The organism is Promicromonospora sp. NPDC057138, from assembly GCF_042670845.1.
In the GTDB taxonomy this organism is placed as follows: Bacteria; Actinomycetota; Actinomycetes; order Actinomycetales; family Cellulomonadaceae; genus Promicromonospora.
In genome coordinates this window covers 77,653-92,448 of the sequence record NZ_JBHUUX010000008.1, presented here as the reverse complement: position 1 = coordinate 92,448, position 14,796 = coordinate 77,653, and the positions used below count along the sequence as shown (strand labels likewise).

Genomic DNA, 14,796 nt, shown 5'->3' with positions numbered 1-14,796 from the left:
ATGAACGACCACCCTGCGATCGCCGACCACGGCCTGATCGGCGACCTGCAGACCTCTGCGCTGGTCGCGACGGACGGCACGATCGACTGGTTCTGCAGCCCCCGCTTCGACTCGCCGAGCATCTTCGGCTCACTGCTGGATCGCGAGCGCGGCGGACATTTCAGCACGCGACCCCACGACGACGCGTTCGAGACGAAGCAGCTCTACTTCCCCGACACCGCGATTCTCATCACCCGCTTCCTCACGGAGCAGGGCGTGGGCGAGGTGATCGACTTCATGCCGGTGACCTCCGGGACGCCGAGCGACCGTCACCGGCTGCTGCGGGCGGTGCGCTGCGTGCGTGGGACGATCCAGTTCGACATCGAGATCGCTCCTCGCTTCGACTACGGTCGGCAGGCACATCAGGTGACGACCACCGACGACGGTGCAACCTTCACCGCGGGCGAGACCACTCTGACGCTCAGCTTCATCCGGAACCCCGACGACGAACGGCTGACACGGTCGGAGCAGACGGACGAGGGCGACCTACGCTTCTCGCTCGGCCTTGTGGAGGGCCAGATGCGCGGCGTCGTCGTCGAGACGGGCAGTGGGGCGCCCCCGCAGGCCATTCCCGTTGTCGACGCCCAGCGGCTCTTCGACGACACCGTGCAGTTCTGGCAGGACTGGGTCGGGCAGTCCACGTACACCGGCCGGTGGCGCGAGGAGCTTCAGCGGTCGGCGATCACGCTCAAGCTGTTGACCTACGCACCGTCGGGCGGCCTCGTCGCGGCACCGACGGCGGGCCTCCCTGAACAGGTCGGAGGCGAGCGCAACTGGGACTATCGCTTCACGTGGGTGCGCGATGCCTCCTTCTCGGTCAACACGCTGGTGCGCATGGGGTTCTACGACGAGGCGGCGGCGTTCGGGCAATGGCTCCGCGCCCGCGTGGCTGAACCGACGGGCAGCGACACCGGCCCGTTGAACATCATGTACCGGGTCGACGGCGACCCGAACCTGTCCGAGGAGATCCTCGAGAACTGGGAGGGTTATCGCGGCTCCTACCCGGTGCGGATCGGCAACGGGGCCGCCGGACAGCTGCAGCTCGACATCTATGGGGAAGCGATGGAGGCGATCTGGAACGCCGACCGCGCCGGCGTCGAGGTCGGACAGCCCGGCTGGGTGGCCATCTGCGGACTGCTCGACTGGCTGGCTGACAACTGGGACCAGCCGGAGGAGGGAATCTGGGAGACCCGCGGCGGACGCAAGAACTTCACGTACGGGCGCCTGATGTGCTGGGTCGCTTTCGACCGCGCCATCCGGCTTGCCACCGTCCGCGGCCGGCCGGCCCCCTTGGACCGCTGGATCGCGGAGCGCGATGCGATCTACAACCAGATCATGGAGAAAGGGTGGAGCGCCGAGCGCCGAGCGTTCGTCCAGCAGTACGGAGAGCCCGTGCTCGACGCCTCACTGCTGAAGATGGCGCAGGTGGGCTTCGTGTCCCCGAAGGACCCGATGTGGACGGACACGCTGACGGCCATGGAAGAACTCGTGTCCGACAGCCTCGTCTACCGGTACGACCCGAGCGCATCGCCCGACGGGCTTCGCGGTTCGGAGGGGACCTTCTCGCTCTGCACCTTCCTGTACGTGGACGCGCTTGCGCGCGCCGATCGGCTCGACGAGGCTCGCGTGACGTTCGAGAAGATGCTGACCTACGCCAACCACCTCGGCCTGTTCTCGGAGGAGATCGCGTTGACCGGCGAACAGATCGGCAACTTCCCGCAGGCGTTCACGCACCTGGCACTGATCGACGCCGCCATCACCCTGAACGATCGCCTCGACGCGGCGCAGGCTCGCCGTCGACGACGCTAGCCCGTCTTGGCTGTGGCCGTGATCGTTGCGCCTCAACCGGACAGAAACTCGCAACGATCACGCCCACAAACAGACACCCCGGCGCTTTCTGCGCCGGGGTGTCTGTTTCGCGGTGGCCGTCTCTGTCAGTGCCCCGCTATCGAGGCTCCGGGAGGGGCGCTGAAGGTCAGCGCTCCTCGCGGAAGTCGACGTGCGCGCGGACGACGGGGTCGAACTTGCGCAGGACGAGCCCGTCGGGGTCGTTGCGCCGGTTCTTGCGGGTCACGTACGTGAAGCCGGTGCCCGCCGTCGAGCGCAGCTTGATGATCGGTCGGAGGTCAACACGCGAGGCCATCAGTTACCGCCCTTGCTGTTCTTGGTGCTGCTGGAGGTGCCACGGTTGGCGTAGCGCTGCCGGAACTTCTCGACGCGTCCGGCGGTGTCGACCACGCGGGCCGATCCGGTCCAGAACGGGTGGCTGGCGCTGCTGATCTCGACGTCGACCACCGGGTAGGTGTTGCCGTCGGTCCACTCGATGGTGGCCGTCGGGACGCCGGGGCCGCCGTCCGTCTCGCCCGCGAGCGTGGAGCGGGTGAGGAACGCGAAGTCGGCGCTCCGGTCCCGGAACACGACGGGGCCGTAGGTGGGGTGGATGTTCTTCATGACTTGGCTCCTTCCGCTCAGCCCTGGCGCGCCTTCCAGCGCGGGTTGAGCTTGTTGATGACGAACGTCTTGCCGTGGCGGCGCACTACCTTGGCGCCGGGCTTGTCCTTCAGGGAACGCAGGGATGCGCGAACCTTCATGTGCCACTCCTTCGATGGTGGACCTGGGGCCGAGCGGGATGCCAGCGGGCTCTCACCAGCTGGACTTGGTCACCCCGGGCAGCTCGCCGCGGTGCGCCATCTCGCGCAGGCGGATGCGGGACAGGCCGAACTTGCGCGAGTACGCGCGGGGCCGGCCATCCACGACGTCGCGGTTGCGCAGCCTGGTCGGGCTGGCATCGCGCGGCTGCTTGCCCAGCTCGCTGACGGCGGCGGCGCGCACCGTGGGGTGCAGGTCCAGGTTTCGGATGACGCGGAGCAGCGCGGCGCGCCGCTCGGCGTACCGGGCGACCACCTCGCGGCGTCGGACGTCGGCGGCGACCTTCGACTTCTTGGCCATCAGACCTTCTCCCCTCGGGCAAGGATCTGGGCGACAACCACATCGATGCCGCTGCGATCGATGGTCTTGATGCCCTTGGCACTGACGCGCAGCGTGACGTTGCGGCCGAGCGACGGGACCCAGTAGCGCTTCTTCTGGATGTTGGGGTTGAAGCGGCGCTTGGTGCGCACGTGGGAGTGCGAGACCGAGTGGCCGAACCCCTGCACGGTGCCCAGCACCTGGCATCTGGCTGACACATGACCTCCTGCTGTTGCGACGGCGTGGCCGCCGCGTATGAGAACCGTTCTCATATCGCGCTACAGTGAACCAGAACTGAGAACGGTTATCAATTATTCCGAGCTGGTCCAGGCCGGTCCCGGGCGAGGAGGCAGCATGTACCAAACCGGCAAGAGCCGCGGAATCATCCCGGTGAGCGTCCTGGCCACCACCGACCCCGTGCTGCGCGACTCCGCGTTGTTCGGCCTCCTCGTGGACGCCCCAGGACTCGTCGCGGTACGGCACGACATCCACGAGGACCACCTCCGACGCCTCGTGCAGGACGCCACCGGCGTCGTCGAGGACGTCCTCGTGCCGCTCGAGCACGCCTGCCTGTCCTGCGCCGTCCGCGGGGACGCCGTACCCACCATCGCGCGCCTCGCCCGCGACGGCCGGTGGACCCACGTCCTGCTCGCCCTGCCCCTCAGCGCCGAGCCCCTGCTCGCCGCCCGCGCCCTCGCAGCCGAGACCAGGCCCGGCGGCGCACTGGCCCACACCCGCATCGCCACCTCCTTCACCGTCGTCGACACCGACACGCTCCAGCGGGACCTGTTCGGCGACGACACCCTCGTCGAACGCGGCCTCGAGCTCACCTCCGACGACGAACGCTCGCTCGGGGAGGCGCTCGCGGCCCAGATCGAGCAGGCGGACCTGGTGGTGACGAGCTCCTCGCTGGTCGAGCCGTCGCTCTCGGTGGTCGAGCCGTCCCCGCTGGTCGAGCCGTCCTCGCTGGTCGAGCCTGTCGAGACCCGGTCCCCGTTGGTCGAGCCTGTCGCGACCCGGCCCTCGCCGACGACGTCGGGCCTGCTCGACCGGCTGCGCGGCGCCGGCTCGCGCCGCGTGGACGGCCTGCACGCGCTGTCGGCGTCCGACCTCAGCTCCGCGACGCACTCGCCGTCCCGCGCCGAGCACCGGGCGCACCCGCTCGGCGCGGTGGCGATCACCGGCCCAGGCGGCGTGCCCGGGGATCGCAGCTGGACGCTCGAGCTGCGCTCGTCGCTGCCGTTCCACCCCGAGCGGCTGCTCGACCGGATCGAGGAGCTGAGCGTCGGCGGCCTGCGGGCGCGCGGCGTGTTCCACGTCGCCGACCGGCCGGGCCTCGCGTGCCTGTGGGACGGCGCGGGCGGCCAGCTCGCCGTCGCCGACCTGGGGCCGTGGTCGGAGGTGTGCGCGGGGACGGTGCCGCACACGCGGATCGTGGTGGTCGGCGTGGCGGACGACCGCGGCTCGGGCGCGGGCCTCGTCGACGACCGCCAGCGCCTGCGCGAGGCGTTCCACGAGGCGCTGTGCACGCCGGACGAGGTGGGTGCCGGCGTCGAGTGGCTCTGGCGCGAGGACCACCTGGCGCCGTGGTTGGGGGCCCGCTCGGTCTGACTTGTCCCTCGGGCCTGTCGGGAAGGGCTACAAGGACGCCGAGCCAGCCGTCGGGCCGCCCTGGTTCAGGTGGGCGAGGACGGCGAGGACACGGCGGTTGTGGTGGTCGTCGTCGGAGATGCCGAGCTTGCCGAACATCGAGGTCGTGTACTTGCTGATGGCGCTGTCGCTGAGGAACAGGCGCCCTCCGATGGCCTGGTTCGACAGGCCCTCGGCCATCAGGGCGAGCACGTCCTGCTCGCGGTCGGTGAGCCGTTCGAGCCGCCGGTTCGACGAACCGCCCGCGAGCAGCTTCGCGATGACCGCCGGGTCCATGGCGGTGCCGCCGTCGGCGACGCGCTGCAGTGCGTCGACGAACTGGTCGGCGTCGAACACGCTCTCCTTGAGGAAGTAGCCGATACCGCCGGCGCCGTCGGCCAGGAGCTCGCGGGCGTACAGCTGCTCGACATGCTGGGACAGGATCAGCACCGGCAGACCGGGCACCTCGCGGCGGGCGGCGAGGGCCGCCCGCAGGCCCTCGTCCGACTGGGTCGGGGGCATACGCACGTCGACCACGGCCACGTCGGGCCGCCACTTCAAGAGTGCGTCGAGCGTCTCAGGTCCTGTGGCCGCCGTCGCCACCACCTGATGCCCGTAGGCCTCGATCAGGCGGACCATCCCGTCACGAAGGAGGTAGAGGTCCTCGGCTATGACGATTCGCATGGCACCGTCATCCTCGCACGCGTCGGGCCGCCGTCCGGGCTGGTGATCTCGAGCGTGCCGTCGAAGACGGCGAGGCGGCGGCGCAGCCCCGCAAGCCCGCCGTCTGGGCGTTCGGTGATGCCACCCCGGCCGTCGTCCTGGACATCGACGACGAGGTTCGAGCCGCTGCGAGCGATGGCGATCAGCACCCGGTCCGCGCGGGAATGCTTGGCGGCGTTGGTCGCCAGCTCGGCGATCCCGAAGTACACGGCGGACTCGATCGGCGGGTCCAGCGGCCGCAGCGCGTCGGCGCGGACCGTCACGTCGAGCGGGCTGTCCAGGGCGAGCGCGCGCACGGCGTCGACCAGGCCCCGTTCGTTCAGCACCGGCGGGCTGATGCCCCGGACCAGCTCGCGCAGCTCGGTCAGTGACGCGGCGGCGCCGGCCCGCGCCTCCCGCATCAGCGACCTCGCCCCAGCGGGGTCGGTCGCCATCAGCTTCTCCGCAGTCGCCAGCGCGAGCCCGAGCGAGACCAGCCGCGCCTGCGCGCCGTCGTGCAGGTCCCGTTCGATCCGGCGGATCTCGGTCGCCTGCGTGACCGTGGCGTCCGCCCGCTGCGCCGTCAGCTCGTCCACCCGGTCCGCCAGCGCTTGCGCCGTCGGCCTGCCCAGGAAACGGACGGCCACCGGCACGGCAGGACGCCACGCGAACGGGGCGCAGGCAACCGCCACGACCAGGCTGAGCGCGCCGAGCAGGCGCGGGGCCGGGCCTGGCTGGCCGAACCCCAACCCGAACCCGAGCGCGGCTCCGGCGAGGGCCGCGAGCGGGACGGCGGCAATGACCCCCGCGACCACGGCGATCGCTGTGAACCGCAGGTCACGCCACGTGGCGGGGTCGCCGAACCGTACCTTCAGCTCCTGGTCCTCCTGGGCCTCCTTCCGGGACTTCGCGTACGCGTATCCGTTCCACCAGTACCCGGTAGACATCTGCACCACCGGCTGCCGCTCCCGATACCCGGGTGCGATGACGGTCCCGGTCCACCGTGCGGCGAGGGCGCGGAACATCCCCGCCACCGGCTTCGCCAGGGCCAGCGTTCCGGTGCACGCCACCAGGAACGGCGCTATCGACGCCCACGGGTTGCCCCACCAGAGTGTCAGCGCTACCGCCACCGCCCACACGGCCGGGACCAACAGGCCTGCGCCCGCCACGGCGCACGATCGCACGAAACCCGTCCCGGCGCTTGCGGCCCATGACCCCGTTTCTCGCATGATGTTTCCCTTCCACGTCTCCTGATCCGGTGGCATACCAGCCCCGCCGCCGGGCACCCGGCCGGTCCGGCTCGGTGCCACGACTGTGCCCCAGCCCCTGACGATTTCCTATCGGAACGGGCCTGAAGTGGGTCTGGCCCCACCCAGTGGTGGGCCTGGGCGCATACCGGGGCCCGCGCGGGCTCCATAGCGTCGACGTCACGATCGAAAGGTCGAAGCCAGGACCGACAAGACAGGGGAACGAGACATGACGACGACGAATAACGGCCAGGCCGCTGCCCGGGATGAGGCTGGTCCCATCGGTGAGTCTCGCCTCGGCGAGGCACAGGTCCGGCGGGCGTTCACCGCGACGAAGGCCCTTGTCGTGACCTACGGCGTGCTCAGCGCCGCGGTACTCGGCACGGTTGCACTCGTCGCGGCGTTCGGGCACGCGACGTGCACGTTCGAGTGGATCCGGTCGAGCATCATCCTCGCGAGCGCGGTCCTGATCTACTGGCTTGCCGCAGCCGCGGCGCGGGGTTCGCGCTCGGCCTACGAGCGCGTGCGCGCCATCTCGATCATCGTGCCCGTGGCGATCGTCGTCGTGGACCTGATCCCCGGCGTGGCCCCGCTGTGGTTCACCCTGGAGCAGACCGCCTGCGCGCTCGCACTTGGCGCGGCCGCGGGCGTGCTCCGTGGGCGACGGGTGCGTGCGGCGTTCGCCGGGCGGGGATGAGCGGGTCAGCGGGGGGAGAGGTAGGCGGCCGTTTTCGGGCGAGTGCCGGCAGGGGTGGTCCAGGTGGCCTCGCCTGCGGTCACGCGGGTCCAGCCGAGGCGTTCGTACAGGCGGACGGCGGGCCCGCCGTCGTCCACGACGTCGAGGACGAGCCGGCGTCCGCGCCGGGTGGACGTGTCCTCAAGCCGTTCCAGCAGGGCGGCGGCGACGCCCCTGCGGCGCGCGGCCGGTGTGACGAACAGGCGGCTCACGCCGGCCAGACCGGTCACGGGGACGCCGGTCGCCTCCACCAGCTCGGCCGCGTACTCGACCTTGTCCCCTTCGACGAGCATCACGTGGCCGACGACCTCGCCGTCCGACAGCGCCACCCACGCGTCGAGAGTGCCGGCGGGGGTGAGCCAGGCCGTGGGGTCGTCGGGCCAGACCATGGGGTAGCCGCTTTTCTCGTGGACCTGTCGCAGCGCACCGACGACCCGGTCGAGGTGGGCCGGGTTGCGCTGGGCGATCGTCTGGTCGGGCACAGGCACAAGGTATCCGACCTGGTTGGCAGTGTCGGCTGCCGGGGCGTCGCGGCGGGCCGGCCCTGGTTGAGGGTGACATTTTCGTTGTCTGACATGGCATTTTTCACCTACCCTGATTGTCGCGAATGACTCTCATGTCGGGCTGCGCGGGGGAGACGTGTGATGAGGCCGTCTGATTGGTCGCCGGTGGGGTTGGATTCCGATCCGACGCCGGGTGATCCGGTGCTGGTGCTCTCTGGTGGGCAGGAGTATCAGGAAGTCGCGCGTTCGATCGACAACGCGGCGTCGGCGATGAGTCGTCTTGATGTGGATGGGACGATCTCGCAGGCTGTGGATTCTCTGATGGAGGCCAAGGAAGACACCATCGGTGAGATCCGTAAGGCGCATTCGCGGTATGTGGCCGCGGGTGAGGCGTTGACCGGGTATGCCTCGGCTTTGGAGCGGGTGCAGGGCGAGACGTTGGCGGCGTTGGAGCGGGCCAGGGATGCGCAGGACGCGGCGCAGTCGGCGTCGGGGTCGAAGGATCGGTGGCAGGAGCTGGCCGATTCGGCGAAGGACGAGACGGAGAAGCAGGAGTATCAGCAGAAGGCGGATCAGGCTGGTGGGGACGCCGACGAGGCGCAGTCCACGATCAGCTCGGCGCAAGGCACGATCGAGTCCGCGGTCTCGGACCGGGACCGCGCCGCCGAGCACGCGGTGGACCGCATCGAGGAGATCACGTCCTCGGATGATCTGAACGACGGCTGGTGGGACAACTGGGGTTCCAAGCTCGTCGCGGCGATCGCGGACATCGCCGACATGATCTCCACCATCGCGGGGATCCTCGCGATCGTGGTCGCGTTCATTCCCGTGGTCGGCACCGCGTTGGCCGGGGTGTTGATCGTGATCGCGGCAGTCGCGGCGATCGTATCGGCGGTCGCGAACATCACGCTGGCAGCCACGGGTGAGCGGTCCTGGGCGGAGGCGGGGATCGCCATCGCCGGAGCCGCGTTGTCCCTGATCGGTCTGGGTGGTGCGGCGAAGGCCGCGACCGGGCTGGCGAAGGGGATCACGAAGGGCGCGTTCAAGCAGGGGTTGAAGAAGGGCTGGTGCAAGTTCGGGTTCGGACAGTGCTTCGTGGCCGGCACTCTGATCCACACCCCGGACGGGCAGCGGCCGATCGAGGACATCCGTGTCGGGGACAAGGTCTGGGCCCGCAACCTGGACACTGGCCTGGACGAGCTCCAGGTTGTCAAGCAGACGTTCGTGCGGGAAGCCAACGTGCTGTTCCACCTCACGATCAGCGGCGACATCGTCTCCACGACCGCCGAGCACCCGTTCATGGTTCAGGGGCGCGGCTGGCTGGATGCTGCGTTCCTCAGGGTTGGGGACCTCCTGGTCACCCCGGACGGGACGGCGGTGGTGGAGGGCATAGAGGTCGAGGACCGCGAGTCGGCCAACTGCGAGACGGTCTACAACTTCCATGTCGAGACCCACCACAACTACTACGTCCTGGCCGGTGACCAACCCGTCCTCGTGCACAACAGCGCCAACCACGTGGGGGGCTCACACATCGACGACGCGCTGCAGGATCTTGCGGGTCAGCGGGTCACGACGGGGCGCGTCTTCGACTCCAACGGGAACCAGTTGCGCGACGACCTGACGAGCGGTCTTCAGGACGACCCGCTGGCCGATGCGGCGCAGGCTCGTCTCCAAGAACTGCGCCCGATCAATGGGGAATACAATGTCGCCGGCGACGTGGAGACCAAGCTTGCCGTGTGGATGCGGGACAGTGGTGTGTCCAATGCTGACGTGGCGATCAATAATCCCGAAGGTGTATGTGAAGGCGTGTTCAGCTGCACAAATGCCGTCCCGGCGATCCTGCCGGAGGGGTCGGCGATGAACGTCTGGTTCCCGGGCGCCGCCGAGCCCACAGTTCTCAATGGAAAGGCAGTCTATTGATCCTCAAGGCCATGCTCCGTCGTCAGGTGCGGGAGGTTCCCGGACATGAGTCGATGGCGGAACTCATTGATGAGATCACCACGGAGCTAGCTGAGCCCGGGAGCGATCGGGCTACGAACGGCGAGCGCGCAGAACTGTACTTCGTCAGTGGTGACAACGCTGCTGAGGCGAACCCGTGGCTGCCGAGCCCGTCAGGCACGCAGGAGCCTGACCATTGTCTCTATGTCTCGGTTAACAGGACGACTGGTTATGGCGGCCTGATCTGGTTCTGTACCGCCGATCGGCCGGAGACGGAGACGTCGCCCCAGGGCATCTGGGTTTCCGACAGCCCCGAGCCGCCTGCCGACGACCCGCGCGTACCCGCGGACCCTTACAACGGGATCTTCCACGATGCCGCGAGTGCGATCCCGGTAAAGCACGTCGTCGCGGCACTCGAGGAATTCTTTACAGTCGGCAATGGAGATCGTCCCACTACGGTTCAGTGGGTTGCCGGCGACATGCAAGGGCGACGCTCCTGACCTCTGCGGGAGGCTCTTTGCCGCTCCCGGTGAGCCCCGCCCTGCAGTGCGCGGGCCGCGTCTCGACCACCGCGGGCGAGGTCGGGTTCACCACTGCTTGGATCACGGAGTCACTGACCATTCAGACCGGCGGCCTCGAACCCGCACGTGGCCTCTTCTGGCAAACCGCTCCTGGTACCGCTCTGGCCGACGACATCTGGGTTCACTATGGCTTCACGGGAAGTGGCATGTGGATATCGCCGCGACGCGAGCGATGGGCTGTGCTGCTGACCAACAAGCTGTACTACAACCGCGATCGCCAACCTCTTACGAGGGTCCGTGATGCCTTCCGCGAACTCGTCTTCGACTGGTCTGGCCCGGGCAATTCGCTTGGGCCGACGTCGCCCAGGTGCGTACCGTCACCGTCGATGAACACTCCGAACCGACAGGTGCGAGCGGTCTACGACGCCGACACCATCACCGTCTACCAGGCCTACCCGCCCGAGATCGCGGACGCCGCCGTCCGCGCCGGCCGGTTCGTGCCGCCGTTCAAGCGTGAGCGGATGACCTGGGTCAAGCCCTCGTTCTGCTGGATGATGTACCGCTGCGGCTGGGCCACGAAGCCCGGTCAGGAGCGAGTCCTCGCGGTGCGTATGTCGCGCGAGGGCTTCGAGCAGGCGCTCGGCATGGCCTCACTCAGCCACTTCGACCGCAGGCTGCACGACGACGCCGCGGCGTGGGCCGCGCAGAAAGCGGCCAGTCCCGTACGGGTCCAGTGGGATCCGGAGCGCACTCCCACCGGCGTCGCGCTGGACCACCGCTCGCTGCAGGTCGGGATCGGCGGGGGAGCCGTGGGCGCGTACGTGGACGAGTGGGTGGTAGGGCTGGAGGACATCACCGACCGAGTCCGGACCTGGCGTTCCGACCTGCTCGGTGGTGGTTCGCCTGCGCTGCCCGCCGAGGTGCCGTACGTGCTGCCGCCGGAGGTCGGGGCCCGGATCGGAGCGGACGGTCATGTATGAATGACGACGGCAGCCCGCTGGGGCGTGCGGTGCGTAGCCGCAAGGTGAAGCTCGACGGCGCCGAGAAGACGCACGCTTCACGGGTCGTCCGGCGCGGGCCGGAGGGGGTCTGGCTGTTCAGCCCCGCCGGCACGGAGGTCGTCGGTCCGGACGGCCCGCTGCCGGCGCAGCCAGCCGACGGTGTGCAGTTCTTCCCCGCGCAGGCGCTCCCGGAGTCGGGCGGATGGTTCGTCGCCTGGTGCTGGTCGGCAGCCCCGGAACCGCCCGCCGACCACTGGACGTCCCCGTGGATCTCGGTCGACGTCGCCGCGGCGCGCGACGAGCTGTTCTCTTTCCTCGATCTTGAGCTGGACCTGTGGTGCTCGGCCGACGACGCCGGAATCGTCGACGCCGATGAGCTGGACGACGCCGAAGCCGCCGATCTGGTCGACGCCGCCACGGCCGCCGTCGCGCGCCATGCCGCCGATGAGCTGTACCGCGCGCTGCGTTCGGGATACCACACGGCGTTCGACGGCCTCGGGTGGCGGCTGCTCGCCGAGATCCGCGGGCGGCCGGCCGACGAGCCCTGAAGAGAAGTAGGAAATGGCCTCGATGTGAGCTCATCGCACGTGCCAGGGTCGTCCCATGTTGACCGCTCCTGAGCAGCGCCTCTTCGACGCCGCCGCTGACGTCGCGTCCCGGCTTCCCGCCGACGGCACCTACCTGAACACCGTCGCGTCCGCGGTGATGGACATTCACGGCGACATCTACACCGGCGTGAACGTCTTCCACTTCACGGGAGGCCCGTGCGCGGAGCTGGTGGCGCTCGGGGTGGCGGCGTCCGCGGGGGCCGGCCCGATCGCGGAGATCGTCGCGGTAGGTGACGAGGACCGTGGCGTCATGCCCCCGTGCGGACGATGCCGCCAGGTCCTGCTGGACCAGCAGCCGGACACCCGCGTCATCGTTCCTGACAGCGACGGCTCGAGCTCGGTTCCAGCCCGCGAGCTCCTTCCGTACCCGTCCCAGCACCCGGACGCGAACCCGCCGCGCCTGCTGCGGTTCAGCCCGGGGCACTGGACGAACGTGGTCGACGGCGTCAAGACGGCCACCACCCGCTTCAACGACCCCGCTGTGCCGGGGCCGGCCACCCTCCTGTTCGAGTTCGACGACCGATACCGGTCCCTCCCGGGGGTGGTCGAGTCCGTCGAGCCAGTCCGGTTCGCCGACATCACCGACGCCCAGGCCGCCTTGGAGGGCTGCACGGCCGACGAGCTGCGCACGGCGCTACGGACCCACTACTACCCGGAGATCGTCGACGACGACGTGGTCGACTTCGTGCGCTTCCGGGTCGCGGGAAAGGGCTGACCGGCACGCCCTCCGATCGCCGGCAGCGCCGGGGCGACTATCGCCCGGCGACCGCTACGGTCGCGCTCGCTCGCGACCATCGGGCCAGCACCCCGATCGCCATGACATCGAGGATCACCACACACCGCTCGACGAGACCGAGCGCCGAGTCGGTGAGCGACCCCGGCCCGCCGTCCGCCAGGAGGACGACCGCGAACGGCACCACGCAGGCCTCCCGCCGCTGACGACGGTGCGCCCCGAATTCGCCGAAATGGGGCGCCGGTGCATCACCGTGATGCTCGACCACATCCACGGGCGTCCGTGCTCCTGGATGCGTTCGGTCGTCCTGCGCCACCTGATCGTCCGCAGCAGCAGCTGCCCGGCGGCGCACGGATGACGAGCCGTTCCGTCCGGTGCCCCGTACGCGGAGAGGGGGCGCCGAACGGAACTACGCCGTCCGGGAGGTGGGCACCGCTCAGGAGGTGAGCAGCGAGAGGTTCACCGTGTTGGCCATGGCCTGCATGCCCGCGCTGTTGGGGTGCACATGGTCGCCGCTGTCGTAGGCGGGGAGCAGCTGCGCCGGGTTGGCCGGGTCCCGGAGCGCCGCGTCGAAGTCGATCACCGCGTCGAAGGCGCCGCTGGTGCGGATCCAGTCGTTGACCTGGGCGCGGGCGGCGGCCTTGGCGGCGGTCTGCGAGGCCGGCAGGATCGTCCCGCCGATGATTCGGACACCGGCCGTGTGTGCCTGGTCGATCATGGTCTGGTAGCCGGCGATGATCTCGTCGGCGGTGGTGGGGATGGCGGTGGAGTTGATGTCGTTGATGCCCTCCAGCAGGATGACGTCCTTCACGCCCGGCTGGGTCAGGACGTCGTGGGAGAACCGGGTCACGGCCGCGATGCCCTGCTGCGTGGACGGGCTGTCGTGGACCACGCGGTTGCCGCCGATGCCCGCGTCGACAACGCCGAGGCGCTGGCCGCCGGACTGGGCCTGGAGCCGCCGGGCGAGGTAGTCGGGCCAGCGCTGGTTGGCGTTGTCGGTGGCGAGGGAGCCGTCGGTGATGGAGTCACCGATGGCCACGACGGTTCCCTTGGCCGTGGGTGACACGACGTCGAGTCCGGCGACGTAGAACCAGCGGGCCGTGGTGGTGGTGAAGTTCGTCGCGGCCTCCTCGGCCGCGTGGTTGCCGGTGCCCGAGGCGGACAGGTACGAGGTCTGGTGGGCGTCGTAGTGGTAGGTCGAGGCACCGGTGGTGCCCGGGAGGTAGACGCTCACCAGCAGGTTCCGCTCCGCGACGACCGGCATCGGGATGACGTCGCTGGTCAGTTCCTGCCCGGCGGGGATGGTGGGCGTGGCCGAACGGCCGAAGGTGACGGTGTGTGTGGTGCCCGCGACCGCGGTGGCGCCGCTGGACTGGACGGCCACCGTGACGGCACCGACCGAGAGGGCGGTCGTGCTGCGCAGGTTGGACAGCCGGATGCGCAGCCCCGCGCCGGAGGTGTTGTTGTGGACGACCATCCGGATGGTCTGCGAGGTGAAGGTCTGGCCGCCGCTGACCATGCTCGGGCCCCAGGTCGCCGAGCGCGGGCGCTCGGTCAGGCTCCACTGCTGGTTGGTAGTGTTCTTGCAGGTCCACTGAATGATCGCGTGGTCCTCCGCGGTGGAGTTGTCGGAGACGTCCAGGCACAGGCCGCTGCGGGCGGAGACGATCGCCGAGCCGCTGACAGTCCAGCGCTGGTTGCTGGAGCCGGTGCAGGACCACTGGATGATCGCGGCCCCCGCGTTCGTGGAGCCGCTCTGGACGTCCATGCACTTGCCGCTGTTGATGTTGACCAGCGAGAAGGTGCCGTCGCCGTGGTCGACCGCCTCCCACAGCTGGCCGGGGCCGCCGGAGGCGGTCTTCTGCACGACCGCCGCTGCGTTGGCCAGGGAGTCCGACAGCACGGCGCCGTTCTTGCCGCTGTGCGCCGCTGTCAGCGCGTAGACGTGGCCGCCCTGCGGCGCGCCCGCGGCGGAGGCGTCTGCCGCCGGGACGAGGGCGAGTCCGACGGCGGCCAGGCAGATGGCGGATGCCGTGGCCGTGAGTCTGGCGGAGAGTCTTCGGGACGTGTGCATGTGCGGCCTTCTTTCTGGGTAGGGACGTGCGGCTCTTCCGCGTGGGGACGTGCGCGGTTTCTTCGTGGAGACGGTGATGTTCTGGTTCTTCATTCGGA

General features: G+C 69.6%; 18 protein-coding genes. 8 read left to right on the top strand and 10 right to left on the bottom strand.

The window, feature by feature from the left end:
* On the top strand, positions 1 to 1,848 hold the full coding sequence (locus tag ACFT2C_RS07870) for a glycoside hydrolase family 15 protein (protein WP_377206473.1): 1,848 nt from the start codon (positions 1 to 3) through the stop codon (positions 1,846 to 1,848).
* 166 nt (positions 1,849 to 2,014) lie between these two features.
* Here ACFT2C_RS07870 and rpmG read toward each other — a convergent pair whose 3' ends face one another.
* The 5 genes from rpmG to rpmB are packed head-to-tail and all read right to left on the bottom strand — an operon-like array spanning position 2,015 to position 3,224.
* Positions 2,015 to 2,182: a 50S ribosomal protein L33 gene (gene rpmG, locus ACFT2C_RS07865; protein ID WP_377206472.1), complete on the bottom strand. Its 168-nt coding sequence runs from the start codon at positions 2,180 to 2,182 to the stop codon at positions 2,015 to 2,017.
* Positions 2,182 to 2,490, bottom strand: coding sequence for a type B 50S ribosomal protein L31 (locus ACFT2C_RS07860; RefSeq protein ID WP_377206471.1), 309 nt, complete (start codon positions 2,488 to 2,490; stop codon positions 2,182 to 2,184). The genes rpmG and ACFT2C_RS07860 overlap by 1 nt, the downstream gene beginning before the upstream one ends.
* Before the next feature lie 17 nt (positions 2,491 to 2,507).
* Positions 2,508 to 2,630, bottom strand: coding sequence for a type B 50S ribosomal protein L36 (ykgO, locus tag ACFT2C_RS07855; RefSeq protein ID WP_020013141.1), 123 nt, complete (start codon positions 2,628 to 2,630; stop codon positions 2,508 to 2,510).
* 52 nt (positions 2,631 to 2,682) lie between these two features.
* Positions 2,683 to 2,988, bottom strand: coding sequence for a 30S ribosomal protein S14 (gene rpsN / locus ACFT2C_RS07850; RefSeq protein ID WP_377206470.1), 306 nt, complete (start codon positions 2,986 to 2,988; stop codon positions 2,683 to 2,685).
* Positions 2,988 to 3,224: a 50S ribosomal protein L28 gene (gene rpmB, locus ACFT2C_RS07845; protein WP_377206469.1), complete on the bottom strand. Its 237-nt coding sequence runs from the start codon at positions 3,222 to 3,224 to the stop codon at positions 2,988 to 2,990. Before rpmB ends, rpsN begins: the two co-directional genes overlap by 1 nt.
* A gap of 136 nt (positions 3,225 to 3,360) precedes the next feature.
* Here rpmB and ACFT2C_RS07840 point away from each other — a divergent pair, with 136 nt between their 5' ends.
* Positions 3,361 to 4,617, top strand: a complete 1,257-nt coding sequence (locus ACFT2C_RS07840) for a GTP-binding protein (RefSeq protein ID WP_377206468.1) — start codon at positions 3,361 to 3,363, stop codon at positions 4,615 to 4,617.
* Between the two features lie 27 nt (positions 4,618 to 4,644).
* Here ACFT2C_RS07840 and ACFT2C_RS07835 read toward each other — a convergent pair whose 3' ends face one another.
* Positions 4,645 to 5,319, bottom strand: a complete 675-nt coding sequence (locus ACFT2C_RS07835) for a response regulator (RefSeq protein WP_377206467.1) — start codon at positions 5,317 to 5,319, stop codon at positions 4,645 to 4,647.
* The gene (locus ACFT2C_RS07830) at positions 5,304 to 6,521 is read right to left on the bottom strand and encodes a sensor histidine kinase (protein WP_377206466.1); all 1,218 of its coding nucleotides are present in this window, start codon (positions 6,519 to 6,521) and stop codon (positions 5,304 to 5,306) included. The genes ACFT2C_RS07835 and ACFT2C_RS07830 overlap by 16 nt, the downstream gene beginning before the upstream one ends.
* A 292-nt stretch (positions 6,522 to 6,813) precedes the next feature.
* Here ACFT2C_RS07830 and ACFT2C_RS07825 point away from each other — a divergent pair, with 292 nt between their 5' ends.
* Positions 6,814 to 7,281, top strand: a complete 468-nt coding sequence (locus ACFT2C_RS07825; protein ID WP_377206465.1) for a hypothetical protein — start codon at positions 6,814 to 6,816, stop codon at positions 7,279 to 7,281.
* Positions 7,282 to 7,286: 5 nt separating this feature from the next.
* On the opposite strand, the gene ACFT2C_RS07820 is transcribed toward ACFT2C_RS07825, so the two are convergent.
* Positions 7,287 to 7,802 (bottom strand): GNAT family N-acetyltransferase, encoded by a 516-nt coding sequence (locus ACFT2C_RS07820; RefSeq protein WP_377206464.1) that lies wholly within the window; start codon positions 7,800 to 7,802, stop codon positions 7,287 to 7,289.
* Positions 7,803 to 7,964: 162 nt separating this feature from the next.
* On the opposite strand from ACFT2C_RS07820, the gene ACFT2C_RS07815 reads away from it, so the two are divergent.
* The 5 genes from ACFT2C_RS07815 (at position 7,965) to ACFT2C_RS07795 (ending at position 12,606) form a co-directional block, all read left to right on the top strand.
* Entirely contained in the window at positions 7,965 to 9,743 is a 1,779-nt protein-coding gene (locus ACFT2C_RS07815; protein ID WP_377206463.1) for a DddA-like double-stranded DNA deaminase toxin, read from the top strand.
* 11 nt (positions 9,744 to 9,754) lie between these two features.
* Entirely contained in the window at positions 9,755 to 10,261 is a 507-nt protein-coding gene (locus ACFT2C_RS07810) for an Imm1 family immunity protein (RefSeq protein WP_377206462.1), read from the top strand.
* A 407-nt stretch (positions 10,262 to 10,668) separates the two neighbouring features.
* Positions 10,669 to 11,262 (top strand): DUF4291 domain-containing protein, encoded by a 594-nt coding sequence (locus tag ACFT2C_RS07805; RefSeq protein ID WP_377206461.1) that lies wholly within the window; start codon positions 10,669 to 10,671, stop codon positions 11,260 to 11,262.
* Complete coding sequence (locus ACFT2C_RS07800; protein WP_377206460.1) at positions 11,259 to 11,831, top strand: hypothetical protein; 573 nt, start codon at positions 11,259 to 11,261, stop codon at positions 11,829 to 11,831. Before ACFT2C_RS07805 ends, ACFT2C_RS07800 begins: the two co-directional genes overlap by 4 nt.
* Positions 11,832 to 11,886: 55 nt before the next feature.
* Positions 11,887 to 12,606, top strand: coding sequence for an ASCH domain-containing protein (locus tag ACFT2C_RS07795; protein ID WP_377206459.1), 720 nt, complete (start codon positions 11,887 to 11,889; stop codon positions 12,604 to 12,606).
* Between the two features lie 37 nt (positions 12,607 to 12,643).
* Here ACFT2C_RS07795 and ACFT2C_RS07790 read toward each other — a convergent pair whose 3' ends face one another.
* Both ACFT2C_RS07790 and ACFT2C_RS07785 read right to left on the bottom strand, forming a co-directional pair.
* Entirely contained in the window at positions 12,644 to 12,898 is a 255-nt protein-coding gene (locus tag ACFT2C_RS07790) for a hypothetical protein (RefSeq protein ID WP_377206458.1), read from the bottom strand.
* Between the two features lie 162 nt (positions 12,899 to 13,060).
* Positions 13,061 to 14,698, bottom strand: a complete 1,638-nt coding sequence (locus tag ACFT2C_RS07785) for a GDSL-type esterase/lipase family protein (RefSeq protein WP_377206457.1) — start codon at positions 14,696 to 14,698, stop codon at positions 13,061 to 13,063.
* Positions 14,699 to 14,796 lie beyond the last annotated feature (98 nt).